Below are 26,219 nucleotides of genomic sequence, written 5' to 3' on the forward strand. Positions count from 1 at the left end.
GGCTCTTTATGTCGAGAATTCTGAAAATTGCGCTGATACTGAGTGTGGCAGTATGGGCATTATTGGGTGTAACCGGGAACATCACCGACTGGGCAGGCACGACCGGCGCAGTATCCGCGACGACATCGATGGCTACATTCGAAGGCGCTGCGGAGCCTTGGCGGGCAACCACCAGCCCGGCGATTGTTCTGGGCGGCGCGATCTTTATCGTGCTTGGAAAGGCGCTTTGCAGCGCGCTCTGTTTTACGGGTGCGTACCGGATGTGGAAGGCGCGCGGTCTTGCTGCGGCGGATTTTGCTGCCAGCAAGAAACTGGCGCTCAGCGGCTGCGGCGTTGCGGTGCTGATGCTTTTCTCCGGCTGGATTATCATCGCAGAGACCTGGTTTGAACTCTGGCGGTCGTACGCGCTGCGTGATGCGGCGCTTGGATCGGCATTTCGCTATGCCGGCATAATCGGTTTGATTGCGTTGCTTGTGGGTGCGGCAGAAGATTGATCGTCACATTCGTCCGGCGTCCGTCCGGCGTCCATTGGACGTCTAGAAACTGAAACCGCCATCGCTAACCAGCACGGTTCCGGTGATATTTGCCGCCATGTCACTCAGCAGAAAGCCGATTTCTCCCGCCAGTTCGTCGGGCGTAGCAAATTGTCCGCGCGGAGTTGTCGAAGCCATCACTTTCAGCGCAGCCGCGCGACCATGCAGCGCAACCGCCTGGCGAAACTGTTCGCCTTCGTCCCAGATCGACGTGTCCACCCCGCCGGGCGCCACTGCATTTACCCGGATATTGTGGGCTGCGTTTTCCGCTGCGGCGATCCTGGCCATGTGCGCCACGCCGGCCTTGGCAACGCCGTAGGGGCCGATGCCGGGAACAGGCTTTATCCCGGTGATTGATGAAACCACAACGGCTGCACCGCCGCCATTTTCGCGCATCGCCCGCAACCCGGCGCGCAGGGTCATGAAAGCGCCGTCAAGGTTGACCGACATTATCCGGCGCCATTCATCCAGTGACAGATCCGCGATTTCTCCGCCGCCGCCGATCCCTGCATTGACGATGCAATAATCAATCGGACCCAGGCCGGATTCAAGTGTCTCCCAAAAACCGGGATCAGAAACGTCGCCTACTTCACGTTGAATTTCGCAACCTGACCCAAATGTGTTCAGCCCGCTTTCGCTGATGTCCACCAATATGAGCTTGCCGATATCATGCCTGGACAGCCAGCGTGCAACGCAGGCTCCAATGCCGGACCCGGCGCCGGTAACGAGCGCCGTTCTGCCGGCAAATTCTGAAAAACTTTCATGACCCATGTCGCGGGCCATAAGGCGGTTTATGCCGCGTTATCAATCCCGAGATCGCCAAGTTTGCGATAAAGTGTCGAACGCCCAATCCCAAGTCGCCGGGCCACTTCGGTCATTCGGCCCCTGTAGTGTCCGATTGCAAGCCGGATCACGTCCGCTTCGATATCGTCCAATGAACGAAGATTTCCGTCGGCAGTATACAGCATCACGCCGATACCTTCGTGGTGCGGATCAAGAGTTTCGTCAAATTCGCCGATCAGTTCGGATAACTGGGGAAAATCTTGCCCGGTTAGCGCATTACCATCGCAGAACACTGCTGCGCGGAACAGCACCGCTTGCAACTGGCGGACATTGCCCGGCCAATCAAATGCCGCGAGCAGCGACAAGGCGCTGTCGGTAATAGAAAGCGGCCGCAATCCGGGCTGTTCACCGATCCTGGCGAGAAAATGCCGGGCCAGTGCTGGGATGTCGCCCTGCCGTTCTCGCAAAGGCGGTAGTTCGATGACCGTGCCCGAAATTGCTTGCAGCAAATCTTTCCGGAAATGTCCCGCTTCGGCCAGTTCGCTCAGAGGAATGTTGCTTGCACCGATGATACGTACATCGACACGGAAGCTGTGCGCCGCGCCGATCGGACGGACAACCCCGTCCGAAACAGCCTTTACCAGCCGTTCCTGCACGTCAGGCGTCAGCCGGTCGAGCTCGTCCAGCACCAGGGTGCCTCCATCACAATGCTGGATAGCGCCAATTTGGCGGTCGAATGCGCCAGCAAAAGCTCCTTTTTCATGACCGAACAGAACGGATTCGACCGAATTGCCTGCCACACCGCCTATATTGACGATCCGCAACGGCAATTTCGCGCGCGGGCTGGCGGCGTGCATTGCGCGAACCAGCATTTCCTTGCCGGTACCGGTCTCACCCTCGATCAGCAGCGGGCCGTGTCCGCGCGCAGCCTTTGCGCCGCGAGCCAGCGCGGCTCTGAAAATCGGTGCGTTACCGATCATCGCGTCGAAATCGAGCACGGCCGGCATTTTCTCGGTCAGTGGCTGCAATTCATCCTTGGGCGCTTCCCGCTTGGTTGCGCTGCGCAAAGCCTGCATCAATCTGTCGGGTGCAACCGGTTTTATGAGATAGTCTGTCGCGCCCGCGCGCATCGCCTCTACCGCGAGCAGCGGGCTGGCGCTGGTGGTCAGCATCAGGATCGGCATTGCCGGACGGCGGGTTTTCAATTCGTCGATAAGCTCGCAGGCATCATCGCCCGGCACCCATTGGTCGAGGATAATTGCAGCGCAGGCCATCCCCTGGCGCGTACCAAGCGTGGCAATTGCGGTTTCGGCATCGTGGACAACAAGCGTGCGCCAACCCTCGCGCGCGGCGAGCGCTGTGATGAGGCGGCTTTGCGCCGGTTCATCATCGATCAGCATCAAAAGGCGATCTTCGTTGTCCGACATTCCGTCGCTACCACTCCCCAACCGTCCCATTACGGTACGAGGGCAGTATTTACCGCGAACGTGTAAAGTTCTGCTTAAGCTCGATAGGAAACTTGAGACTTTCCGCGGCGCTGTCTAGTAAGGAAGCCAGCTATTGGAAATTAAGGGAAACGACCTGATGGGAAATGATATGAAAGCCGCCGAACGGACCTACGGTTCGTTTATCGGAACGCTTAAATGGAGTGTGCCGCTGATTGCAGTGATCACTGCAATCGTCGTTCTGCTGATCAGCTGATCATCCAAACGTGCGGATAGCGATCCTGAAAGAACGCGCCGCTGGCGAAAGCCGCGTTGCGATCACTCCGGAAACGGTGAAAAAGTTCTCGGCCCTGGGCGCGACGCTCGCGGTGGAGCAGGGTGCCGGAGACGGCGCATCGATATCCGACGCGGATTACGAGACGGCGGGTGCGGAGCTTGGCACAGCCGAGCAGGCTGTGTCCGGCGCGGATATAATCCTGGCTGTGCAAGCCCCGGATCCTGCTCTGCTTACAGGCGCGAAGGACGGCGCGTGGGTCGCCGCGACTTTTGATCCGTTCAGCGCAAAGGACCGGGTCGATGCGTACGCCGCGGCCGGTCTGGAGGCGCTGTCGATGGAATTCATGCCGCGCATCACCCGCGCACAAAGCATGGATGTCTTATCCAGCCAGTCGAACCTTGCCGGCTACAAGGCTGTGATTGCGTCGGCCAACACATACGGCCGGGCATTTCCGATGATGATGACAGCGGCAGGCACTGTGCAGGCCGCGCGCGTTTTCGTGATGGGTGTAGGTGTCGCCGGACTGCAAGCTATCGCGACAGCCAAGCGGCTTGGAGCGCAGGTAAGTGCGACAGACGTCCGGTCAGCCACCAAGGAGCAGATCCGGTCGCTGGGTGCAAAACCGGTGTTTGTCGAGACGGTTGAAGGTATCGAAGGCGAGGGCAGCGGCGGTTACGCCGCCGAAATGTCCGACGAATATAAGACCGCACAGGCCGAACTGGTTTCAAGCCATATCGCCAAGCAAGATATCGTGATCACCACCGCATTGATACCTGGCCGCGCAGCCCCGCGGCTTATCAGTGATGTCCAGATTGCCAGCATGAAACCGGGCAGCGTGGTTTTTGATCTTGCCGTGGCACAAGGCGGCAATGTCGAGGGATCACAGCCCGACCAGACCGTAACGCGGCATGGTGTGAAAATCATCGGATTCAGCAACGCCGCCGGCCATCTGGCAGCGGACGCTTCGGCGTTATTCGCGCGCAACCTCTACAACTTCCTCAGCGCATTTTGGGATGAGGAAAAGGGAAGGCCGGTTCTGGACGCGGAGATCGGTGATGCAGTGCGCCTGACGCAGAACGGGAAGGTCGTGAACGCACGACTGACAAATTAGTTTCTAAAAATTCTTTGCAACCAAAAGACGATCTCTTGCGTAGTTTTAGCAGACACCAACAGGAGATTTTCCAATGCGTTATTCAATCCCGATGAAACTGCTCGCCGCCGGTTCTGCCCTTGCCCTGGGCGGATGTATGACCATGGAAGGCGACATGAACGATGATATGGCTACCGCGACAAGCACGACGACCGTCGCATATCCTACGGTTGGCGGTGCGAAGATGTACCCGACCTATAATATCGTGCAGAATGCGCAGAATTCACCGATCCACACGACGCTGGTCAAAGCCGTCGTCGCTGCCGACCTTGCCGCCACGCTCAGCAGTGCAGGGCCGTTCACTGTGTTTGCCCCGACAGACGAAGCATTTGGCAGAATGCCCGCAGCGACGCTGAACACCTTGCTGATGCCGGCGAACAAGGCTGCGCTACAAAAGGTTCTGACCTATCACGTGGTGCCCGGCCGGGTGACCGCCGCGGACCTGGTTGCCAAGATCAAAGCGGGCGGCGGTACCACGACGATTACCACTGTCCAGGGCGGAACGCTAACCGCTTCGATGGTCGGCGGTGACGTAAAGCTCGCCGGTCAGAATGGCAGTTTGGGTTACGTCAAACAGGCAGACGTGATGCAATCCAATGGTATCATTCACGTGGTAAACGGGGTTTTGCTGCCCAGTATGTAAGCACTGCAGCCAATTCTGACACATAATAGATGCCCGGGCAGAAATGTCCGGGCATTTCGTGCGTGGATTGAACTTCAACTCCCCCTCGACTTGTAAAGCTGTACTTGCGATAGACAGTGCACAACGAGTTGGGGAAATCATGGACTTTATTTCAATCCTTTCGATTTTCGTGCTGGCCTGTTTCGTCGGCTACTACGTGGTCTGGTCGGTAACGCCCGCGCTGCACACACCGCTGATGGCGGTGACCAATGCGATCTCCAGTGTCATCATCGTCGGCGCGCTGATTGCCGCTGCGGCGAGCGGGGCTCCAGCGGCGAAGTGGCTGGGACTGGCGGGCGTGGTGCTGGCGAGCGTCAACATCTTCGGCGGTTTCGCTGTGACCGCGCGAATGCTGGCGATGTATAAGAAGAAGGAGAAGAAATGATGTTTTCTCTCCTTGCCGCACCAGTTGCTGAATGCATGCGCGACGATTGCGGCCCGACATATCCGATGACTTACGACCAGATGGCGATGCAGACCGCAGAGGTGGCGACGACACACGGTCCGGTGAACCCTTGGGTCGCGCTTGCCTATCTCGCGGCGGGCGTGTTCTTCATCCTCGCATTGCGCGGTCTTTCTTCGCCCGCGACCAGCCAGCGCGGCAACCGCTTCGGCATGGCGGGTATGTTGGTTGCGGTGGTCACGACGCTGGTAACGCACGACATCGCCAACCTTGCCGAGATCATGATTGCGATTGCTGTTGGTGGCTTCATCGGGCTCATTATCGCCCGCCGTATCGCGATGACTGCGATGCCAGAACTGGTTGCGGCTTTTCACTCGCTTGTTGGTCTTGCGGCAGTGCTCGTGGGCTGGGCAGCCTATCTGAATCCGGGCGCCTTCGGCCTGCTTGTGCCGATGGATACAATCGGGACCGACTACAGCCTTCCGATGCAGATCGGCGCTGTCAGCAAGATCGAAATGGGGCTGGGCATCGCGATTGGTGCAATCACCTTCTCAGGTTCAGTCATCGCATTTCTCAAACTGTCGGGCCGGATGAGCGGTTCGCCGATCCTGCTACCCGCGCGCCACATCATCAACCTTGGAATGCTGGCTGCCATCATTGTGCTGACCGCGCTGTTCGCGATGTCAGGCCCTGCCGAGACCCTGCCGCTGATCGCCGGGCTAACGGTGCTCGCCTTTATCATAGGCTTTTTGTTGATCATCCCCATCGGCGGGGCGGATATGCCGGTCGTCGTGTCGATGCTGAACTCCTACTCGGGCTGGGCGGCCGCGGCGATGGGCTTCACGCTCGGCAATACCGCTATGATCATTACCGGTGCGCTCGTCGGTTCTTCGGGCGCGATCCTCAGCTACATCATGTGCCGCGCGATGAACCGCAGCTTTATCTCGGTGATCGCGGGCGGGTTCGGGGCGGATGCAGGCCCGGTTGGCGGCGAGGCAAAGGAGCAACGTCCCTACAAACAGGGCAGCGCGGCGGACGCAGCCTTCATGCTGGAACAAGCGGAGAAGGTCATCATCATCCCCGGCTACGGCATGGCGGTGGCGCAGGCGCAGCACGCGCTGCGCGAAATGGGAGATATGCTGAAGGAAAAGGGCGTCGAGGTAAAATACGCCATTCACCCGGTTGCGGGCCGGATGCCTGGCCATATGAATGTCCTGCTCGCTGAAGCCAATGTGCCGTACGATGACGTGTTCGAACTGGAAGATATCAATTCTGAATTTGCGCAGGCCGATGTTGCCTTTATTATCGGCGCGAACGATGTGGTGAACCCTGCGGCCAAGACCGACAAAACCAGCCCGATATACGGGATGCCGGTGTTCGATGTGGAAAAAGCCAAGCAGGTCTTCTTCATCAAACGCAGCATGGGCGGCGTGGGTTATTCGGGTGTCGATAACGATGTCTTTTACATGGACCAGACGATGATGCTGTTGTCCGATGCCAAAAAGATGGTCGAAGAAATCGTCAAGGCGATGGACTGAGGTAGGGTCCGCACGTGAAAAAAGCCCTAGTTGTGTTTATCGCGGCGTTGCTGGCCGCGGGCGTTTATCTGCTGTTTTTTGGCGGAATCGAACAAGTTACCCAATACCGTGTCAAGACAGCGCTTACGGACGCAGGCGTTGGTGAACGCACGGCAGACTGTATGGCGCGGCGGATGACCGACAGACTGACAATCGAACAGTTGCGAAGGCTCGAAACGCTGGGCGCGGCGGAGGGCGGAAAATTGAACCTGGGCGATTATGTCGAGCGTGTTCGCGATATTGGCGACGACAAGGTTGTTACTGTCACAGCGACTTCCGCCGGCTTGTGCGCCATCGGCCTTGGCTGACATTCAAGCCCGCGTAAAAGTCACCGTACGGCAAAACACAAGAACGCAGCCTTTTACTTTCAACCTGTTACCCGCACGCGAGATTGCCGCGTTGAAGTCGCGGCCTTCCTCGGGGCTGTATCCCTTGCCGGCATAGCTGCCGCCCTTGACCTTGAGATTCCAGAATATGGTCAAGCCAAGCAGCTTTCGGCTGCGCTTGGCTTTGTCAGGATTTGCGTTGTCGCGCGCTCCGCCAGCCGGTTCCGGCACCAGAAAGCGGGAGATTTTGCCGCACATTGTCTGGCCGCAGGGTGCAAACGTCACAATCGCCTTGCCGTCATCGGTTTTCCAATTGCCCGCGATGGATGTCGCGGCGGCCTGCGCGGGAAACGCCAACGATGCTGCAAGCGGGGCGAGGGCCAAGGCACATTTATACAGCGTCATTCAGTCTCGCTCCGGACAGTTTGCTTCTGGCGCAGAATCGCGCAATATGCATTTCGGAGAGAGACTTATGACAGAAAAAGTGAACTTTGCCTGCATGGCAGCCGTTGCTGCGGTTCTTTGGACAAGCCCTGTGTCGGCTGAGACAATCCGGGTCGAGCCTGGTGAAGGCGCGCAAGAACGTTTGCAGGAAGCGCTGATACTGGCTGAACCGGGCGACGAGATCGTTCTGGGCGAAGGCCGTTTCGAACTGACCGACGGGCTTTCGCTCGATGTCGACGGTGTCACGCTGCGCGGCGCAGGCAGTGAATTTTCGGTACTTGATTTTACCGCCCAACAAGGCGCGGGCGAGGGGTTGCTGGTTACATCGGACAATGTCACGTTACGCGACTTCGGTATGGAAAACCCCAAGGGCGACGGGATAAAATCAAAAGGCGCCGATGCCATCGTTTATTACAAAATTCGGGTCGAATGGACGGGCGGACCGCTGGAAACAAATGGTGCCTATGCAATTTATCCTGTCGAAAGCAATGAAGTGCTGGTTGACAGTGTTCATGTAAGCGGTGCGTCCGATGCGGGCATTTATGTGGGACAAAGCACCAATATCGTCGTCCGCAATTCGGTTGCCGAATATAACGTCGCCGGGATCGAAATTGAAAACAGCCGCAAGGCACGCGTCACCGGAAATTTTGTCAGCCATAATACCGGCGGCATTCTGGTGTTTGATTTGCCAAACCTGCCGGTCATGGGCGGGGGTGAAGTGTTGGTCGATCACAATCTGGTCATCGATAATGACACGATCAATTTTGCCCCTAAGGGCAATATCGTTGCTTCCGTCCCCATGGGGGCAGCGATGATGGTGATTGCGAATGATGATGTCACGATTGCCCATAACGTGGTTTCCGGAAATGCGACTGCGGGCGTGATGGTTGTCTCCTACACGCAAGACTTCGATGATCCGAGATATAATCCCTATCCGCGCGAAGTGGTCGTTTCGGAAACTAATTCTTTTTATAATAATGGCTTCAATCCGCAGTTCGAAGGCGGAACCCAGTTGGCGCAGGCGTTTGGCGGGCGCATACCGACTGTGCTTTGGGATGGTTTGGGGGGCAATGCCCTGAAGGCGCATTCGAGTGTGGGGATAGTCTCCTTGGGTCTGCCGGAAATCGGCGCCGATTTATCCAGAGCACAGCCGGCACCCGTGCAAGGAAGTATGACTGAGGCGGATGGTGCGCGCAGCTACATCATGCAGATGCGGCCTGAAATCGAGGCACGAATTACCCCGTGATCCAGAAAGCTATCCTTGCCTTATCCGTGGGACTGTTCGGTGCGGCGGTACTGGCCGCGTCTCCGTCAGCAACGCTACCGGCTCAAGAAGTTAGCGATACCGCAGTGACCGGCGGGGGGATGCCGCGCGCATTGTCGGAATTCGGCTTTTTTGCCGATGCGCCTGCCCAGATACCGGCACGCGGCGTCACTGCCTACCGGCTTAACACGCCGCTCTATTCCGATGGCGCGGATAAATTGCGGTTTATCTATTTGCCGCAAGGTCAACAAGCGTTGTCCGGTGGAGCGGGGCTACTTAAGCTCCCGGTGGGCGCGGCAATCATTAAAACCTTTGCATTTGGAGCAGGCGCGGACCGCAAATTGATTGAGACACGCGTGTTGCTTCACCGCGCAGACGGCTGGCTCGCGCTTCCTTATCAATGGGATGCTGACCAGACCGATGCGAGATTGGCGCTCGCCGGCGCGCGGGTCGAACTGGTCACCCCCTCGGGGCAGGCAATCAGTTACCGTGTCCCGAACAAGAACCAGTGCAAGGAATGTCACGGTTTGAACGGCAAGGTTGTGCCGATCGGGCCCAAGGCGCGCAATTTGTCACCCGACTGGCTTACCGCATTTGCCGCAAGAGGCGGGCTTGATGAAGTTCCGCAGCTGGCCGCGCCAATGCCGCTTTGGGAAAACCGCAATGATGTGCCCGCCGAAGCTGCGGCCAGGGCCTATCTCGACGTAAACTGCGCGCATTGTCACAGGCCGGGTGCAACCGCCTCGAACTCCGGGCTGGATCTGCGCTGGGAGCAGTCGGCCCCTGACGCGATCGGAATCAACAAACGGCCCGTGGCGGCAGGGCGCGGATCGGGCGGTCTGCTGTTCGATATTGTGCCGGGCAACCCCGGCCAGTCGATTCTGGTTCACCGGATGAAGAGTAACGAGCCTGGTGTGGCGATGCCCGAGTTGGGAAAATCTACGGTCGATCATGATGGCGTTGCTGCAATGGAACGCTGGATCAAGGGATTGTGACCGGATGAAATTGTTGGGCAAAACTCTCGCAGTCCTGATTGGTCTGCTGTTTCTGGCATTCTTAATTTTTCGTACGCCCGATACCGATCCACAGAAAATGCGCGCCAAATACGGAGGCGAACCTTCCCAATTTCTGGCTCTGGAGGATGGACTGACAGTGCATTTTCGGGATGAGGGACCCGAGAATGCGCCGGTTATCATGTTACTTCACGGGTCGAGCGCCGATTTGCACACCTGGCAGCCGTGGGTCGATGCACTGAAGGATGATTACCGCGTCATTCGCTTCGATCAGATCGGTCATGGCCTGACCGGACCAGCGCCGGATGACAATTATGAAATGGCCGCATTCACCGGCACCATTACACAGGTAGCCGATAGGCTCGGTCTAAAAAAATTCATACTCGGCGGCAATTCGATGGGCGGCGGAATTGCCATGGCTTATGCGCTGGAGAACCCTGACAGGCTGGACGGTCTGGTGCTGGTTGACGCATCGGGCGCCCCGGTAAAGCGCGATACCAGGGGGGGCGGTAATCTGGCATATAAAATCACCGCCATCCCCGGTTTACGAAACCTCATGACGCAAATCACGCCTCGCTCGCTGATCGAACAGAGCTATGCGCGCAGTGTTTACAATCAGGACATTGTGACACCCGAGGCCGTCGATCGTTATTGGGAAATGCTTCGCTATCCCGGCAATCGCGCAGCGACGCTGAAGCGGTTTGATGTCGCAAGGGTTCCATTTACTTCCGGGCAAGCTGAAGGGATGCGTGTGCCGACATTGGTAATGTGGGGCGAGGAGGACTCGCTCATTCCGTTTGCCGCATCCGCCTGGTTTACCCGGCACATTCCGAATTCCGCAGAAGTCAGCTATCCGCAGATCGGGCATTTGCCGATGGAAGAAACGCCAGACCGCAGCGCAAATGACCTACGCGAGTGGCTAGCTACTCTGTCCTTAACCAAAGATCCCGTTTGATTCGCACAGGTATTTCGGTCGTCTGGACGGACGCCCGCTTCCCACGTAAAGCGTGACGGTTCGTCACGTCATAGAGTCCTTTGGAAGGTACTAATTTGCGCAAACTGGGTATGATCGGGGGTATGAGCTGGGCCTCAACCCGCCGGTATTACGAACTTATCAATCGCGCCGTCCAACAGGCCAGCAACAAACGGACAAGCGCGCCCTTATTGCTCGAAAGCCTGGATTTCAATTGCGTCTATCGCCTGCGAAGCGATGAAGAATGGGCCCGTGCGACAGATATTCTGGCTGATGCCGGTAACCGGCTGAAAGATGCCGGCGCGGAAGCGATCATCATTTGCGCCAATTCCATGCACAAAATATATCCCCAGCTGGCCGAGCGTATCGACGTTCCAATTTTGCATATTGCCGAATGTGTCGGCGCGAAGATGCAGTCCGACAATGTAAAAACCGCGTCATTGATAGGCACGCACAATGTGATGGTGGAAGGCTTCTACCGGCGGCATCTCGTGTCTTACGGCATAGATCTGTTGCCGCCCGACCCGTCCGTGGTCGAGCAGGTCGACAGTCTGATTTACGACGAGCTTATGCAAGGGCGCGCAACACGAGATGCCGAACGGATGCTGAAGACGATCATCACCAATCAGTCACGCGACGGCGCGCAAGCTATCGTTCTGGCATGTACCGAACTGGAAATGGTCGTCGATATCGATGCGAATGTCTTGCCGATCTACGATTCCACCACAATCCACGCCCAAAAGGCAGCAGACTGGATTTTAGGCAACGATTGACTGTAGGGCGGCCACCGATGGACCGTGCAAAATATGCCAGTGATCCTGCGACCAGTCGCGGGCGTGAGTTTCCCGAAGATCGCGGCGATGTTCGCGGTCCGCGCAGTGCATTTCAACGCGACCGCGACAGGATAATCCATTCCATCAGTTTCCGCCGCCTGCGGCACAAGACGCAGGTTTTTGTCGCGCCTGACGGTGACCATTACAGGGTCCGGTTGACCCACAGCCTCGAATGCGCGCAGATCGGGCGTACCGTCGCGCGGGCGCTGCGGCTGGATGAAGATTTGACCGAAGCGCTTTGTCTGGCTCACGATATCGGGCATCCGCCCTTTGGCCACGCAGGCGAGGCTGCGCTTCAGTCTTCCATGGCCCGTTATGGCGGTTTCGATCACAATGCGCAGACGCTGCGCACGTTGATGCGGCTCGATAGCCCGTACTGCTCGCACGACGGGCTCAATTTGAGTTGGGAGGTTCTGGAAGGATTGGCCAAGCACAATGGCCCGGTCCAGACCCCGAATTGGGCGCTGACGCAGCTTGACGAGGCATTCCCGATGGATTTGGGCGAATTTGCCGGGCTTGAAGCGCAAGTATCCGCACTGGCGGATGACATAGCTTATGATAATCACGACATCGATGACGGGCTGCGCGCAGGTTTCCTGAATCTGGATGATCTGCTTACACTCGATTTCGTCGCGGATCAGTGGCGTCTGGTCGAAGCGCGCTTTCCATCAGCGCCGCTGGAGCGTCAATTGCGCGAATTGGTGCGCGGGCAAATCGGTCTGATGGTAAACGATCTGGTCGAAAACACGCGCGAAAATTTGCAGCGCACCGACAATATCGCGGATGTGCGCGCCGCCGGAATGCCTTTGGCCAGATTCAGCCTCGAAATGGCGGAGCAGGAACGCAAATTGAAAGCCTTTATGTACGACCGGCTTTATTATCACCCCGACCAGCAGAACACGGCCGAGCGGGCGGGCGATGTCGTGGCGCGTCTGTATGCTGCCTATGACCAGAGCCCCGACGAACTGGCAGATGGCTGGCGGCAGATCATGCCCGAAGACCAGCCTGCACGTGCAAGGCACATTGCGGACTTTATTGCGGGCATGACGGACCGCTACGCGATTAACGAATGCGCCCGCATTTATGGCAGTGTTCCCGAAGGTTTGCGCAATGTCTGATGTTACCCGCATTGCTCTTGTCGGTTCGACCGGCCTGATCGGCAGCGAGATAGTCCGCCGCGCTGTCGGCCGGAATGATTACCGGATTGTCGCAATCTCGCGGCGTGAACTCGATTTGCCGCCTGGCGCAAAAATGGAGGTTCTCATTGCTCCGCCCGAACAATGGGGGGATGCTATTGCGGCTGCCAACGCCGCCGTTTTCGCCTGCGCGCTGGGCACGACATGGAACAAGTCAGGACGCAGCGAAGACGCATTTAGGGCGGTCGATCAACGGTTGGTGCTGGACAGCGCCAGAGCAGCAAAAGGCGCGGGAGCCCGCCAGGCTGTAATCATCAGTTCGATCGGGGCGGACGCCCGGTCAAAAAACTTTTATTTGCGCGTCAAGGGCGAGGTGGAAGATGCGTTTCAAAAGATGAAGTTCAAGCGGCTGGATATTTTGCGGCCCGGATTGCTGCGCGGGCATCGGGGCGATGACCGGCGGGTACTGGAACGGCTCGGCATTCTGGCCAGCCCGATCACCAACCTGGTGCTGCAAGGTCCGAACCGCAAATATCGTGCGATTGACGCAAGCACCGTTGCCGAAGCCATGCTTGTGCTGGCCGCGCAAAAGGCTGGCGGCCGGTTTATGCACGATAATGACGCTATCAACCGCGCGGCGAGCAGAATCGACCGATAATTTGTGTCGGGGCGATTGACTCAGGCTGGCCCCGCCTGCAACCAATTGAAACGTCGCTGAACCGCGCGGGAGAGTTCTCATGATTCGAAGTTCGGATCGGAGAACGCCGAAGGAGCAACCACCCCGGAATCTCTCAGGCCAATGGACCGCATGTGTTCGATAGCGATGCTCTGGAAAGCGCCTTTCGCACAATCGCGGCGGGCCACCGAAGGGGGAAGTCCGGCAGTTCCGGGCGATGCTCTCAGGTTATCCGACAGAGGGGGTCCGCAAGCGTGGCTTGAAAGGACTACCCATGACCGACGAAAATAAGCCTGACGAAAATATGCCTGACGAAAATATGCCTGACGCACAGGATCTGGACGAGGCCATCGAAACGCAGGCGCTGCCGCTTGATGCATGGCATCGCGGGCAAGGTGCGCGGATGGTCGAATTTGCCGGCTATCATATGCCGATCCAGTATGAGGGCATTATTGCCGAACACCTCTGGACGCGCGAACACGCCGGGCTGTTTGATGTCAGCCATATGGGTCAGCTTACCATCGAAGAACCCGGCGGCGATACAAAGCGCGCTGCCGAAGCGCTGGAGGCAATCCTTCCGGGCGATATTTCGGCGCTCAAGCCCGGCCGAATGCGTTATTCACTACTGCTGGGCGAGGATGGCGGCATCCTCGACGATCTGATTGTGACCAACACCGGCCAGCATCTGGCTTTGGTGGTGAACGGCGCGATGAAGTGGGATGACATAGCATATCTTTACGAAGCGCTGCCCGAAGACCTGACGCTCAATCATCATGACGAACAGGCTTTGCTGGCATTGCAAGGGCCGGAGGCTGCCAAGGTCATGGCACGCATTGTGCCGGCTGCGGCAGATCTCAAATTCATGCAGGCAGGCATGTTCGACTGGGGCGGAGTGCCGCTGTGGATCAGCCGCGCTGGCTATACCGGCGAGGATGGTTTTGAAATTTCGATCCCGGGTGCGTCGGTCGAAAGTCTTGCCGAAATGCTGGCGACAATGGACGAAGTGAAGCCGGTTGGTCTTGGCGCGCGCGATTCGCTGCGCCTTGAAGCCGGCTTGCCGCTTTACGGACATGATCTCACACCCGAGAGCGATCCGGTAAGCGCGGGATTGAGCTTTGCGGTTTCCAAGGCACGCCGTGATGCGGGTGGATTTGCCGGCGCGGAACGCATCCTGAAAATGCTGGCCGACGGTGCGCCAACCACACGCATCGGCCTTGCGCTCGAAGGGCGGCAAGCTGCCCGCGAAGGCGCAGAGGTTTATGCCGGCGAAACCAGGGTCGGTACCGTGACGTCAGGGGGCTTCTCGCCCAGCCTGCAGCATCCGATTGCCATGGCAAGTATCGATTCAAAACATGCCTTTTCCGACAGTCTTGAGATCGAAATGCGCGGCAGGCGTTTGCCCGCAAAGATTGTCAAAATGCCTTTTGTACCAACCAACTACTTCCGCTGAGGAGACCTGTTCAATGACCCGCTATTACACTGAAGAACACGAATGGATCGACGTTGACGGCGAAGTCGGCACAATTGGCATAACCGATTACGCACAAAGCCAGCTTGGCGACATCACTTATGTGGAACTGCCTGAAGAAGGCGCCGAAGTGAGCAAAGGCGATGCCCCATGTGTGGTCGATTCGGTCAAGGCGGCCTCGGACGTTTACACGCCTGTTTCGGGGGTCGTGCTTGAATTGAACGAAGATCTCGAGGACCAGCCGGACCTGATCAATTCCGATGCCGAGGAAGATGGCTGGCTGTTCAAGCTGACACTGAGCGATATGTCAGAGCTGGATGATCTTATGACAGAAGCGAAATATAACGACTTTTTAGGCACTTTATAAAACCATGCGCTATTTGCCCCTGACCGCCGATGACCGCGTCGCCATGTTGACCAAAATTGGCGCAGATACGATTGACGATCTGTTTGTCGATGTTCCGCATCAGGCGCGGCTCGGCGGGCCGATCAGCGATCTGCCAATGCATGCAAGCGAAATGGCGGTCGAACGGCATATGGGGAAGCTCGCCGCGCGGAACCTGAATGCCGGCGATGCGCCGTTTTTTCTGGGGGCGGGCGCTTACCGTCATCATATTCCCGCCAGCGTCGATCATTTGATCCAGCGCGGCGAGTTTCTCACCGCATACACGCCCTATCAACCTGAAATTGCACAGGGCACATTGCAGGTCCTGTTCGAATTTCAAAGTCAGGTAGCGCGGCTGTTCGGCACCGATATTGCTAACGCGTCGCTGTATGACGGTTCGACAGCCTGCTGGGAAGCGGTTGCGATGGCTGGCCGGATTACCAAGCGAAACCGGGTGGTGTTGTCAGGTGCGCTGCATCCACATTACACCTCGACGATCAAGACCATGGCGAAATTCACCAAAGATGTGATCGCCGATACGTTACCTACAATTCAAGGGTTGCCCGACAATGGCGGCTTGATTGACCGGATCGATGACCAGACGAGTGCCGTCGTGGTGCAATATCCGGACATCTTGGGCCGGGTCGGTGATTTGCAACAGGTTGCAGAAGCCGCCCACGCGAAGGGCGCATTGCTGATTGCCGTCGTGACAGAACCGGTTGCACTCGGTTTGCTCGAGGCGCCAGGTGCGCTGGGCGCAGATGTCGTGGTGGGTGAGGGCCAGTCGATCGGTGTCGGCCTCAACTTCGGCGGGCCGTATCTGGGACTTTTCGGATGCCGCGAAAAATACGTCCGCCAAATGCCGGGACGGCTGTGCGGCGAAACTGTTGATGCTGATGGCAAACGCAGCTTTGTGCTGACGCTATCGACCCGCGAACAGCACATAAGGCGCGAAAAGGCGACCAGCAATATTTGCACAAATTCAGGTCTTTGTGCGCTGGCCTTCAGCATCCACATGACCTTGCTTGGCGGCGGGGGACTAAACGCACTGGCCCGGCTGAACCATTCCCGGGCACGCGAGACTGCAGCGCGTATTGCCAAGGTGCCCGGCGTGACCATTATCAACGATAATTATTTCAATGAATTCGCGGTCATGTTGCCGCGTGATGCCCGGGGAATCGTTCGTGAACTGGCAGATGCGGGCGTGCTTGGCGGCGTGTCGCTGGGGCGGCTCTATCCCGATAATCCTGCGCTTCAAAACGGGCTGTTGGTAACCGCAACCGAGACCACGACAAGCGACGATATAGAAGCGCTTGGTTCGGCACTGGAGCGAATTCTTGCAGGAGATGCGCAATGAACGCGCCCAACAACAGCGGCTGGAAGCCCGAAATGCACGCCGACAGTGAGAAAAACGCGCCAGCTACGGTGAGCGGCGACAAGGGGCTGATGCTGGAAGAGAAGCTGATTTTCGAGCTCGGCAGTACGGGCAATTCGGGTGTCGATATCGATGAGCCCGGATACGGGGTATTGGCATCGCTCAGAGGCCATCTGCGAAAAGGACCGGCGCCTTTGCCCGGGCTGACAGAGCCTGAAACAGTACGGCACTATACCCGGCTCAGTCGCCAGAATTACGGGATTGATCTGGGTCCGTTTCCGCTGGGAAGCTGTACAATGAAGCACAATCCGCGGTTGAACGAAAAAGTTGCCCGGATGCCGGGTTTCGCCGATGTCCATCCGCTGCAGCCTGTGCAGACGGTGCAGGGCGCGCTGGGTGTGATAAACGAACTGGCACACTGGCTTATTACCCTCACCGGAATGCACGGCGTTGCCATGACGCCCAAGGCAGGCGCGCACGGCGAATTGTGCGGTATATTGTGTATCCGCGCAGCGTTGGAAGCCAAGGGTGACGCACGTGAGGTAATTCTGGTGCCCGAGAGCGCGCATGGCACAAATCCCGCGACCGCCGCATTTGCCGGTTACCGGGTCGAAAATATTCCCGCGACCGCCGACGGGCGCGTGGATCTGGCAGCGTTGAAATCGCGGCTGGGCCCCGATGTTGCCGGTGTGATGATCACCAACCCCAATACTTGCGGTCTGTTTGAACGTGATCTCAAAGCTATCTCGGATGCGGTCCACGCTGCTGGCGGATATGTCTATTGTGATGGAGCAAACTTCAACGCCATCGTCGGTAAGGTTCGCCCTGGCGATCTGGGCGTCGATGCCATGCACATCAACTTGCACAAGACGTTCTCCACTCCGCACGGCGGCGGCGGACCGGGCAGCGGGCCTGTTGTTCTAAGCGAGGCACTGTGTCCCTATGGCCCGATCCCGTTCACCGAACTGCACGCGGACGGCACTTTGACATTGGTGGAGGAAGAAACCGCCGGTGATCGCCAGCCAGACAGCTTTGGCCGGATGGCTGCATTTCACGGGCAGATGGGGATGTTCACCCGCGCACTGGCCTATATCCTCAGCCATGGCGCGGACGGCTTGCGGCAAGTCGCCGAAGATTGCGTGCTCAACGCCAATTATATCTTGCGGAGCGTGGAAGACGTTTTGGAAGCGCCTTACGCTGGCTCCGGCCCCTGTATGCACGAAGCCTTGTTCAGCGATAACGGGCTCGCGGAAGGGTTCTCCACGCTCGATATTGCCAAGGGGCTGATCGACGAGGGTTTTCATCCCATGACGGTCTATTTCCCGTTGGTCGTGCATGGAGCAATGTTGATCGAGCCCACCGAAACCGAAAGCAAAGACGGAACAGATCGCCTGATCGCGTCGCTGCGATCGGTGGCCGAACGGGCTGTGGCGGGTGATGAAAGCCTGCACAGCGCACCGCACTTCACACCGCGTCGGCGGCTTGACGAAACATTGGCTGCACGCAAACCTGTGCTGGTTTACAAGGGCCATGTTGCCCCGGCCGGCGCGCCATCGGCAAGCGAGATTGGCGGGCGCTAGGAGACGGAAATGTGGGAAGGGCTGTTCAGCTTCGTCAATATTCTGGCGCTGGCCGCGTGGGCGGCGTTGATACTTGCGCCGCGCTCGGCCCTGCTCAACACCGCAATTCTATATCTGGGTGTTGGCTTGCTGTGTCTGATCTACACATTCTTCATCATTCTGTTGATGACCGGAATAATTGACGGAAATCCAGTGCCAGGTGCAGCCGCTGGCGGTGCCAACTTCACCACAATCGAAGGCGTCCGCGGCATTTTTCTGTCTGACGGGGGCGTGGTGATCGGCTGGACGCATTATCTGGCCTTCGATTTATTCGTCGGATTGTGGATTTCCAAAGATGCCGATGCGAAGGGCATCTCGCGCATCGTACAGGCGCCCGTTCTGTTCGCGACATTGATGGCCGGGCCAGCCGGATTGCTGGTCTGGCTGATTTACCGCGAACGATACCGTAAGACCCGCATAGCCTAGCCTATTGGCCTAACGCTTCCTTGCTGTCATGATTGCCGCACAAGGTGCGGATAAACGCGCCAGGTTTGGGAGTAGCGGTCTGTGACGGACGAGATGCTGACGTTTGACGAGTTCATCACCTATTGGGCGAAAGAGCGGCCTGATACCCTGGCAACCCAGATGGGGGAACGCCGCACCACCTACGGCGAATTGGACACGGCCACCGCGCGCATGATTGGCGTGTTTCAGGACATGGGGATCAAGCCGGGCGACCGTATCGCATATCTCGGGCGGAATTCAGACCTGTATTTCCAGCTGTTTTTCGCCTGCGGACGCTGCGGGGTGGTTATCGCGCCAATCGGCTGGCGGCTTGCCCCCGCCGAGGTTGGCTATATCCTTGAAGACACTGGCGCGATGCTTCTGGTGATCGGTGCGGGATTTGAGGAGGCGGCGGCAAAGGCCTGTGCAGGTCTGGAAAACCCTCCCGCGGTCGTGAGCGAAGATGCGATGTGGGCGCGAATTGCGGCCCGCGATCCTGCCGAATTCGTGCCAGCCGATAGCGACGCCGCGGTCTTGCAACTGTATACGTCGGGCACCACGGGTAAGCCCAAGGGCGCCGTGCTGAGCAACGCCAACCTGTTCAGTCTGCGCAAGCCGCAGGAAGATGCCGGCAAACCGTGGTCCGTATTCGAAGCGCATGAGGCTATTTTGTGTTGTATGCCGTGTTCGCACATCGGCGGCACAGGGCTGAGCATCAATTCCGTATCGTCAGGTGTGCGTGCGATTATCATGCCCGAATTTACACCGGACGGTGTCCTGGATGCGGTGGACGATGGCGCGACGCGGCTATTTATCGTGCCAGCCGCACTTCAAATGCTGATTCAACATCCACGCGCGAAATCCACTGATTTCAGCCGCGTCAAATACGTCTTTTATGGCGCAGCGCCCATGCCGCTTGACCTTCTGCGCGAGGCGCTGACGACGATGCCGGGAGCCGGTTTCGCACAGGTTTACGGCATGACCGAAACTACGGGGACGGTATCATTATTGCCGCCCGAAGATCACGATCCGGCAGGCAACAAGCGGATGCGATCTGCGGGCAAAGCTGTGCCGGGCGTCCAAATCAGTATCATGGACAGCGAGATGAACGAGGTCCCGCGCGGAGATATTGGCGAAATTGCCATTCGCGCGCCGTCAAACATGATGGGATATTGGAACCTGCCCGAAGCCACCGCAGCAACCGTCACGCCTGATGGCTGGCTGTGCACGGGTGATGCCGCCTATATGGACGAGGACGGCTACGTCTTTATCCAGGACCGGATAAAAGACATGATCATTTCGGGCGGCGAGAATGTCTATCCCGCCGAGGTCGAGAGTGCGGTTTACGGCCATCCCGACATAGCAGAAGTAGCAGTGATCGGCGTTCCCGACGAAATGTGGGGTGAGGCTGTAAAGGCGGTGTGTGTGGCCAAGCCTGGTCGCACCATCGACCCGGCATCGGTAATCGAGTTCACCCGCGAGCGGGTCGCCGGATTCAAGGTCCCCAAAACCGTCGATGTCATCACGGAAATGCCGCGCAACCCGACGGGAAAGATTTTGCGCCGCCAACTGCGCGAACCATATTGGCAAGGACGCGACAGGCAGGTCTAGCGAAACCTGATTCCGCATAAAAAAGCCCGCCGGATTGCTCGGGCGGGCTTTTTAATGTGCGGGATAAAACCGTTCAGAGTACGCGGTCGCCAGCTTCGCCAACCGACTCAACGTCATTTCCAAGACCTTTTACGGTGTTGCATGCAGTTGCAGTAAGCGAAAGGGCGGCGATACCAACGGCGAGAAATACTTTGCGAACCATGATAATATCCTTTTGTTGTCTTCCAGCGAGTAGATAACGGCAAAACGATTGCTTTGCCAAAGGGTTCCCCTAAGCGGCTGCCGGCGGCACGTCCCGGGCAATCGACAATTTATGTTCGCGGTAGGCAATTATCAGGCCGGCAACCACAATCAGCGGCGCGCCAAACCAGGTGGCAACCGGCGGAATGTTTCCAAACACCAGCAATCCGAACAGCGTCGCCCAGATGAGCGAGGAGTAATCCATCACGATCACGCTGGCGACTGCGCCGAAGCGGAGCGACAATGTGAGGAGAACCTGCCCGGCCAGACCCGACAATCCTAACCCTGCGATGACCAGCCACTGATACATGTCGTGCGGTGCAAACACGAAAGGCATGAAACACAGCAGCACAGGCGCACTGAAAGCGGCAAAATAGAACACGATCGTCAATTGGTGTTCGGTCCTGTTCATGTCGCGGATCTGGATCGAGATCAAAGCCACCATGAATGCGCCGCCGAGCGCGGCTGCTGCGCCCGCAAGATTGATGTTTCCGCCTCCTGGCTGCGCGATTACCAACACCCCGGTAAATCCCAGGATGACCGCCAGCCAGCGGTACCGACCGACTTTTTCACGCAGCAGAAATACCGACAGGATCACCGCCCAGATCGTGCTGGTAAAGTTGAACACCGTCGCTTCGGCAAGCGGAAGCAGCGTCAGGGCTGTAAAAATCAGGACCATGCCGGTCATACCGTAGGCTGCGCGTTTGGCGTGCATGCCCGGGCGGCGGGTGGTGAACAGCATTGCTTGTCCGGTCAGGGCGAGCCAGCCGCCAAGCAGCGGCAGCGTGATAAACTGCCGCCAGAAAAGTATTTCCGCAATATGGATACCGCTTTCGCTGGCGAGTTTGACAAACAACGCCATCGTCGAAAGCGCCACCATCGCCGCCAACCGGATAAGCAGCGCGAATAGCGGGCGTTGGCGGGGAAGTGCTGCAGTCATCGCCGCTGCTTTAGTGCGCGGCGCGGTTTCGGCAAGCGGGTGCATTGAAGGTTGCAGCGGTTCCGCCCATATGCGCGGCGGAACCGATGCTGCATCAATTCTTCACCTTTGCCAGCGACGCCGAAATCCTCGGCCTGTGGGGCATTGCCTTTTTTCTGCTGGCGATATTCAGCATGGTGATGGAGCGCCGCCGCGGCAAGCGCAGCCGGATCGACAATGTCGGATGGGTGCCCTGGCTGGGACTGACGATGGGCACAGCGATCATCGGGGCGGGGCTGATGGTGATGGCGGTAAAAGGGATAGTGGCAGGCTAGCTGCTATTCTGCGGCGAGTAATTCTTCGGCCGTATCCAGATTCACGCTTACCAGCCGGCTGACACCCTGTTCGACCATTGTAACACCAAACAGGCGATGCATCCTGCTCATGGTGACGGCATTGTGCGTCACGATAAGATAGCGCGTGTCCGTTTCCTTGACCATCTGATCAAGCAAGTCGCAAAATCGGTCGATATTGGCGTCGTCCAGCGGCGCATCCACTTCGTCGAGCACACAAATCGGTGCCGGATTGGTGAGGAACAGGGCAAAGATCAGCGCAATGGCAGTCAGAGCCTGCTCTCCGCCCGATAACAGGGTTAGGGATTGCAGGCGCTTGCCCGGTGGCTGGGCAAATATTTCGAGCCCGGCTTCCAGTGGGTCGTCGCTGTCGATAAGCGCGAGATGCGCCTGACCACCTTCGAACAAACGCGTGAACAGACGGCGGAAATGCGTGTCCACCTGGTCGAATGCGCGCTTCAGGCGTTCGCGGCCTTCGCGGTTGAGATTACCGATGGAGCCGCGCAGCCGATTGACCGCTTCAGCCAGTTCCGCTTGCTCCGCCGCGCTTGACCCGTGCTGATTTTCCATTTTGGCGAGTTCGTCGGCGGCGACCAGATTGACCGGCCCGATCCTCTCACGGCTGGCGGTCAAACGGTCCAGCTCAACCGATTCTTCGCCCGATCCGCCGATTGACTCGGCATCAAATGCAAACTTCTCGGCCAGCATTGGCGGTGAGCATTGGAACCTTTCACCCGAAATGCGGCCCATTTCGCTTCGCCGCTCCTCTTCATTTTCCGCGCGCGCACCCAATCCGGCGCGGGCTTCGCGTGCAGTAGCCAATGTTTCGGTGTGTTCGGCGAGTTTGAGGTCTGCAAGTCGGGCATTTTCGGTCGTATGGCCGACTGCGAGCTCAGCCGCTTCCAGTTCATGGCTCAACCTCTCGCGAACCGTATCTCCCTGCTCAATTTCCTTGATCAAACCTGCGGGCTTGGCGGCGACGACTGCGCGTTCCCCGGCGATTTCTTCAAACCGCCGCTCCGTTTCAGCGAGCCGTTTTGTCGCATCGCCTGACCGCGACTGCCACCCGGCCATATCCGCCCGCCGGGTGGCAGCCCGCTCGCGCGCTACGGCGAGCGATTGGTCGTGCGCTGCCAGATCGGCTGTGGCGGCCTGCAATGCGGAGCGCGCCGCGTCATGTTTTGCTTGCGCTGCTTTCAAAGCCGCACGTCCTGCATCGGCATCGGGCAGGGCAGCGCGCTTTCTCTCGGCCAACGCGAATTCTATTTCAGCCTGTTTGCGCTGATCGGCCAGCCCGCCTTGTATCTTGCCGAGTTCTGCGAGTCGGGAGGCCATCCGTTCGCGTTCGCCTTCAGCCTGATCCAGCGATCGCAGCGCGCGGCGCTCCTCGTCCGAAGCTGTGGCGAATTGCCGCTCCAGCACTACCAAGCCTTGCTGCAGTGACGATAGTTCCTGCTGCGCGAAATCTTGATCTTCGCCGGCTTTGCGGGTTTCGGCGCGCTGCCCGGGCAACAATTGCTCGAGTTCCGCAAGCCGGTTTTCCGCTTCCAGACGGGCGGCCTCACCAGCGCCTTCACCGCGTGCCACAAACCCATCCCAGCGGCGCAATTGGCCGTCCCGTGTAACCAGCCAATGGCCGGGCGCGAGAGTCCGCCCGTCATCCAGTTTCACGACATGGACAAGCGCGAGCCGTGCGGCCAGTTCGGCCGGGCAATCCGTAATATGGTTGGCGATGCTGTCGCTGACGGGCGCGGGCGGCTCCGTACCGGTCCAGTACCGGCCATCGCCCGCGCCGTCAGGTGTACCGAGACGTGCCTTGGCATCGCGGCCCAGCACAGCAGCCAATGCGCGTTCGTAACCGCGCTGGGCACGTATATGATCAAGCGCAGAGCGAAGGCCTTGCCTGTTTGCAGCCTGTTTTACGCGCGAATCCCGGTCACGTGCGAGGACCGCGTGTTCGCGCTCTAGCCCGGCCAGTTCAGCCTTTGCAGCGGCAAAGATACTGGCAGTTTCGTCTCGCTCAGCAGCTAACGTCTCCTTGAGTGTACGCTGCTGTTCCAGTTTTTCACGCAGAGCCGACAATTGGTTAGCAGCTTCATCTGCAGCAGCCTGAGCCTGCATGACGGCGCTGTCAGGATCGCCTGCTTCAGTTAATTCGCGGCGCGCAGCATCGTGACGGCTCAGCTCGCTTTCAAGCCGGCTCACCCTCGCGCGCGCCTGTTCCACCTCGGCTTCGGCGACGCGCCATTCAGCCTCGACCCCCGCCTGAGCGGCAGTCGCCTTCGCCAATGCCAGCTCGGCAGTGCGTCCGGCACGATCGGTGTCTTCCAGTTTCGCGGCGATGCCGGGGCGCAGCGCTTCGTCAGCCCCGAGCATTTGCGCGCTATCGGCCAGCTCTTTTGTCAGCCGTGCCAACGCTTCCGCAGCGTCGCGGGTCATCCGGTCAGCTTCGCTGCGATCTTCTTCGAGCCGCGCTTTCTGGCGGTCAAGATCGGCAAGCCGCTGTTCGGCCGCTTCCAGCTTGCCGGTAAGCGCCGCCATCCGGTGGCCGTGCGCGCTTGCATCGTCTCGGCGGTCCGCCAATTCGTCACGCGCCCGGCCAAGTTTCTGCGCGGCAGTTGCCTGTTCTTTTTGCGCGATATCTGTTGCCGCTTTGGCTTCTGCAACCTGTTGTTCGGCTTGCTGCGCTTCCGCGCGCGCGGTTTCCGCAGCGCGGGCAGCGTCGCGCCACCGCGCATACAGCAAGCGGGCCTCGGCGACCTGGATTTGGCCAGACAGTTTGGTGTAACGATCCGCCTGGCTGGCTTGTCGGCGCAGGCTTGCCATCTGGCTGTCCAGGCCCGCCATCAGATCATCCAGCCGCGCCAGATTGGCTTCGGTCTGACGCAATTTGCTTTCCGCGTCGCGCCGGCGAACGTGCAGCCCCGCGATACCGGCGGCTTCTTCGAGCATCTGGCGGCGCTCGGCCGGCTTTGCGGCAATTACCTGAGCAATCTTGCCTTGGCTGACGAGAGCCGGGCTGTGCGCGCCAGTGGCAGCATCTGCAAAAGTCAGCGCAACATCTTTTGCGCGCACATCGCGGCCATTCACGCGGTAGGAACTGCCGGCTCCGCGTTCGATCCGGCGGGTCACTTCCAGTTCCTCGCCGTCGCCGGTCGCACCTTGCAGGACGACTTCGGCAAAGTCGCGCTGCGGCCGCGTTTCCGTACCAGCGAAAATGACGTCGTCCATTCCGCCCGAGCGCATCGACTTGGGCGAATTTTCGCCCATCACCCAGCGGATCGCTTCGAGGAGGTTGGATTTACCACAGCCGTTCGGGCCGACTACCCCCGTCAGGCCGGGTTCTACACGCAATTCGGCAGGCTCTACAAAGCTTTTGAAACCGCTGAGTTTAAGCCGCCGTATCAGCAAGTGTAGCGCCTCCCCCCGATAGCAGGTTTCCCGTTAGCGTGCGCCCGCCGCCTGCAACATGGGTTCGATGGTGGACCAGTTCTGGTTACCTTCGATCTTGCGCCCGTTGATAAAGAATGTGGGTGTGCCGGCTATGCCCAGCTCTTCCGATTGTGTTTGCGAACGATCGGCGATTGCCTGCAATTCTTCTGGATTGGCGAGGCAGGCCTGCGCCTGATCTCGCGAAATACCGCGCGCTGCAAAAAAGTCGGTAATTCCGAATGAATTGGCAAACGCGACGAAACGCTGATCAGGCGCCATTGCCATGGCCTGTTGGGCAGCCTCCTGATTTTCATAAATCGGCGCAAGCAGCGCTTGCAGGTTTGCCCAGACCTGGTCCGACAGCGGGATCATGCTTTCCTTCGCGCCGCAGCGAACCAGCCGGGCCAGCATCAGATCATCCGGCCCGCGGATCAAATTGCGAAGTTCGTAGCTGACGACCCCCGAAGCCACGTATTTATCGCGGATTTTCTCGCTGGCATCTGCGGAAAAGGCTGCACAGGCGGGGCAGGTGAGCGACGCATATTCGAGCAGTTTCACCGGCGCTTCGGGATTGCCGAGAATATAGCCGTCTTCCTCTGAAACAGTCACTGTTTCGGACCATGCCTGACCTCCGGGCGCCTCGATTGCGGCAATCGCATCGCCTTCTGGGGCTTCGCCTTCGGCAGTTTCGGCACCACATCCGGCAATCGCGAGGGACAATGGCAGCGCAATAGCGGCAAATGAAAAGCGGCGGATCGTGTTCATATTCTTATATTCCCCAAAGGAGTTGACCCAAGTTAGCCCAACGCAGGGCGGGGTTAAAGTTATACTCGCAGGTATCCACACATTAGAATGCGC

At 58.6% G+C, this 26,219-nt stretch carries 26 protein-coding genes and 2 riboswitches; of the genes, 20 read left to right on the forward strand and 6 right to left on the reverse strand.

Annotation, left to right across the window (positions count from 1 at the left end):
* Nucleotides 1-8: 8 nt before the first annotated feature.
* Nucleotides 9-494, forward strand: coding sequence for a DUF2165 family protein (locus WFP06_RS04600; RefSeq protein ID WP_336986064.1), 486 nt, complete (start codon nt 9-11; stop codon nt 492-494).
* A gap of 42 nt (nt 495-536) precedes the next feature.
* Here the strand turns inward: WFP06_RS04600 and WFP06_RS04605 are convergent, their stop codons facing one another.
* Both WFP06_RS04605 and WFP06_RS04610 read right to left on the reverse strand, forming a co-directional pair.
* Nucleotides 537-1,316, reverse strand: coding sequence for an SDR family NAD(P)-dependent oxidoreductase (locus WFP06_RS04605; protein WP_336986065.1), 780 nt, complete (start codon nt 1,314-1,316; stop codon nt 537-539).
* Between the two features lie 8 nt (nt 1,317-1,324).
* The gene (locus WFP06_RS04610; protein WP_336987626.1) at nt 1,325-2,743 is read right to left on the reverse strand and encodes a sigma-54-dependent transcriptional regulator; all 1,419 of its coding nucleotides are present in this window, start codon (nt 2,741-2,743) and stop codon (nt 1,325-1,327) included.
* Between the two features lie 133 nt (nt 2,744-2,876).
* On the opposite strand from WFP06_RS04610, the gene WFP06_RS04615 reads away from it, so the two are divergent.
* The 6 genes from WFP06_RS04615 to WFP06_RS04640 all read left to right on the forward strand — a co-directional run bounded on the left by WFP06_RS04615 (nt 2,877) and on the right by WFP06_RS04640 (nt 7,158).
* Nucleotides 2,877-3,017: a hypothetical protein gene (locus tag WFP06_RS04615; RefSeq protein ID WP_336986066.1), complete on the forward strand. Its 141-nt coding sequence runs from the start codon at nt 2,877-2,879 to the stop codon at nt 3,015-3,017.
* Nucleotides 3,018-3,027: 10 nt separating this feature from the next.
* Nucleotides 3,028-4,149 carry an NAD(P) transhydrogenase subunit alpha gene (locus WFP06_RS04620; RefSeq protein WP_336986067.1) on the forward strand — a complete coding sequence of 374 codons (1,122 nt, stop codon included), beginning with the start codon at nt 3,028-3,030 and terminating at the stop codon, nt 4,147-4,149.
* A 73-nt stretch (nt 4,150-4,222) separates the two neighbouring features.
* Nucleotides 4,223-4,831, forward strand: coding sequence for a fasciclin domain-containing protein (locus WFP06_RS04625; RefSeq protein ID WP_336986068.1), 609 nt, complete (start codon nt 4,223-4,225; stop codon nt 4,829-4,831).
* 139 nt (nt 4,832-4,970) lie between these two features.
* Nucleotides 4,971-5,255 carry an NAD(P) transhydrogenase subunit alpha part 2 gene (locus tag WFP06_RS04630; RefSeq protein ID WP_336986069.1) on the forward strand — a complete coding sequence of 95 codons (285 nt, stop codon included), beginning with the start codon at nt 4,971-4,973 and terminating at the stop codon, nt 5,253-5,255.
* An 80-nt stretch (nt 5,256-5,335) separates the two neighbouring features.
* The gene (locus WFP06_RS04635; protein WP_336987627.1) at nt 5,336-6,811 is read left to right on the forward strand and encodes an NAD(P)(+) transhydrogenase (Re/Si-specific) subunit beta; all 1,476 of its coding nucleotides are present in this window, start codon (nt 5,336-5,338) and stop codon (nt 6,809-6,811) included.
* A 14-nt stretch (nt 6,812-6,825) separates the two neighbouring features.
* A complete protein-coding gene (locus WFP06_RS04640; protein ID WP_336986070.1) occupies nt 6,826-7,158 on the forward strand; it encodes a hypothetical protein in 333 nt (110 codons plus the stop codon).
* Nucleotides 7,159-7,161: 3 nt separating this feature from the next.
* Here WFP06_RS04640 and WFP06_RS04645 read toward each other — a convergent pair whose 3' ends face one another.
* Nucleotides 7,162-7,581, reverse strand: coding sequence for a DUF2147 domain-containing protein (locus tag WFP06_RS04645; RefSeq protein ID WP_336986071.1), 420 nt, complete (start codon nt 7,579-7,581; stop codon nt 7,162-7,164).
* Between the two features lie 67 nt (nt 7,582-7,648).
* Here WFP06_RS04645 and WFP06_RS04650 point away from each other — a divergent pair, with 67 nt between their 5' ends.
* The 12 genes from WFP06_RS04650 to WFP06_RS04705 all read left to right on the forward strand — a co-directional run bounded on the left by WFP06_RS04650 (nt 7,649) and on the right by WFP06_RS04705 (nt 20,417).
* Nucleotides 7,649-8,866 carry a parallel beta-helix domain-containing protein gene (locus WFP06_RS04650; RefSeq protein WP_336986072.1) on the forward strand — a complete coding sequence of 406 codons (1,218 nt, stop codon included), beginning with the start codon at nt 7,649-7,651 and terminating at the stop codon, nt 8,864-8,866.
* On the forward strand, nt 8,863-9,879 hold the full coding sequence (locus tag WFP06_RS04655) for an SO2930 family diheme c-type cytochrome (protein ID WP_336986073.1): 1,017 nt from the start codon (nt 8,863-8,865) through the stop codon (nt 9,877-9,879). Before WFP06_RS04650 ends, WFP06_RS04655 begins: the two co-directional genes overlap by 4 nt.
* 4 nt (nt 9,880-9,883) lie before the next feature.
* On the forward strand, nt 9,884-10,852 hold the full coding sequence (locus WFP06_RS04660; protein WP_336986074.1) for an alpha/beta fold hydrolase: 969 nt from the start codon (nt 9,884-9,886) through the stop codon (nt 10,850-10,852).
* Between the two features lie 95 nt (nt 10,853-10,947).
* Entirely contained in the window at nt 10,948-11,643 is a 696-nt protein-coding gene (locus WFP06_RS04665) for an aspartate/glutamate racemase family protein (protein WP_336986075.1), read from the forward strand.
* Nucleotides 11,644-11,660: 17 nt separating this feature from the next.
* Nucleotides 11,661-12,821, forward strand: coding sequence for a deoxyguanosinetriphosphate triphosphohydrolase (locus WFP06_RS04670; protein WP_336986076.1), 1,161 nt, complete (start codon nt 11,661-11,663; stop codon nt 12,819-12,821).
* Entirely contained in the window at nt 12,814-13,497 is a 684-nt protein-coding gene (locus WFP06_RS04675) for an NAD(P)H-binding protein (protein ID WP_336986077.1), read from the forward strand. Before WFP06_RS04670 ends, WFP06_RS04675 begins: the two co-directional genes overlap by 8 nt.
* Before the next feature lie 56 nt (nt 13,498-13,553).
* A riboswitch (glycine riboswitch) is annotated at nt 13,554-13,656 on the forward strand.
* A 1-nt stretch (nt 13,657) separates the two neighbouring features.
* A riboswitch (glycine riboswitch) is annotated at nt 13,658-13,764 on the forward strand.
* A gap of 25 nt (nt 13,765-13,789) precedes the next feature.
* The gene (gene gcvT / locus WFP06_RS04680; protein WP_419716214.1) at nt 13,790-14,965 is read left to right on the forward strand and encodes a glycine cleavage system aminomethyltransferase GcvT; all 1,176 of its coding nucleotides are present in this window, start codon (nt 13,790-13,792) and stop codon (nt 14,963-14,965) included.
* A gap of 13 nt (nt 14,966-14,978) precedes the next feature.
* On the forward strand, nt 14,979-15,350 hold the full coding sequence (gcvH, locus tag WFP06_RS04685) for a glycine cleavage system protein GcvH (RefSeq protein ID WP_336986078.1): 372 nt from the start codon (nt 14,979-14,981) through the stop codon (nt 15,348-15,350).
* Between the two features lie 4 nt (nt 15,351-15,354).
* Nucleotides 15,355-16,725 carry an aminomethyl-transferring glycine dehydrogenase subunit GcvPA gene (gcvPA, locus tag WFP06_RS04690; RefSeq protein ID WP_336986079.1) on the forward strand — a complete coding sequence of 457 codons (1,371 nt, stop codon included), beginning with the start codon at nt 15,355-15,357 and terminating at the stop codon, nt 16,723-16,725.
* Nucleotides 16,722-18,323, forward strand: coding sequence for an aminomethyl-transferring glycine dehydrogenase subunit GcvPB (gene gcvPB, locus WFP06_RS04695; protein WP_336986080.1), 1,602 nt, complete (start codon nt 16,722-16,724; stop codon nt 18,321-18,323). The genes gcvPA and gcvPB overlap by 4 nt, the downstream gene beginning before the upstream one ends.
* A 9-nt stretch (nt 18,324-18,332) precedes the next feature.
* A complete protein-coding gene (locus WFP06_RS04700) occupies nt 18,333-18,788 on the forward strand; it encodes an ABA4-like family protein (RefSeq protein ID WP_336986081.1) in 456 nt (151 codons plus the stop codon).
* A gap of 81 nt (nt 18,789-18,869) precedes the next feature.
* Nucleotides 18,870-20,417, forward strand: coding sequence for a long-chain-fatty-acid--CoA ligase (locus WFP06_RS04705; RefSeq protein ID WP_336986082.1), 1,548 nt, complete (start codon nt 18,870-18,872; stop codon nt 20,415-20,417).
* Between the two features lie 271 nt (nt 20,418-20,688).
* Here the strand turns inward: WFP06_RS04705 and WFP06_RS04715 are convergent, their stop codons facing one another.
* Nucleotides 20,689-21,597 carry a DMT family transporter gene (locus WFP06_RS04715; RefSeq protein ID WP_336986084.1) on the reverse strand — a complete coding sequence of 303 codons (909 nt, stop codon included), beginning with the start codon at nt 21,595-21,597 and terminating at the stop codon, nt 20,689-20,691.
* An 86-nt stretch (nt 21,598-21,683) separates the two neighbouring features.
* Between WFP06_RS04715 and WFP06_RS04720 the strand changes: the two genes are divergently transcribed.
* Nucleotides 21,684-21,911, forward strand: coding sequence for a hypothetical protein (locus WFP06_RS04720; protein WP_336986085.1), 228 nt, complete (start codon nt 21,684-21,686; stop codon nt 21,909-21,911).
* A 3-nt stretch (nt 21,912-21,914) separates the two neighbouring features.
* Here WFP06_RS04720 and WFP06_RS04725 read toward each other — a convergent pair whose 3' ends face one another.
* Together WFP06_RS04725 and WFP06_RS04730 are read right to left on the reverse strand one after the other, a co-directional pair.
* The gene (locus tag WFP06_RS04725; protein ID WP_336986086.1) at nt 21,915-25,340 is read right to left on the reverse strand and encodes a chromosome segregation SMC family protein; all 3,426 of its coding nucleotides are present in this window, start codon (nt 25,338-25,340) and stop codon (nt 21,915-21,917) included.
* Between the two features lie 33 nt (nt 25,341-25,373).
* Entirely contained in the window at nt 25,374-26,126 is a 753-nt protein-coding gene (locus WFP06_RS04730) for a DsbA family protein (RefSeq protein WP_336986087.1), read from the reverse strand.
* Between the last annotated feature and the right edge of the window lie 93 nt (nt 26,127-26,219).

It is taken from the genome of Altererythrobacter aquiaggeris (assembly GCF_037154015.1).
GTDB lineage: Bacteria > Pseudomonadota > Alphaproteobacteria > Sphingomonadales > Sphingomonadaceae > Aestuarierythrobacter > Aestuarierythrobacter aquiaggeris.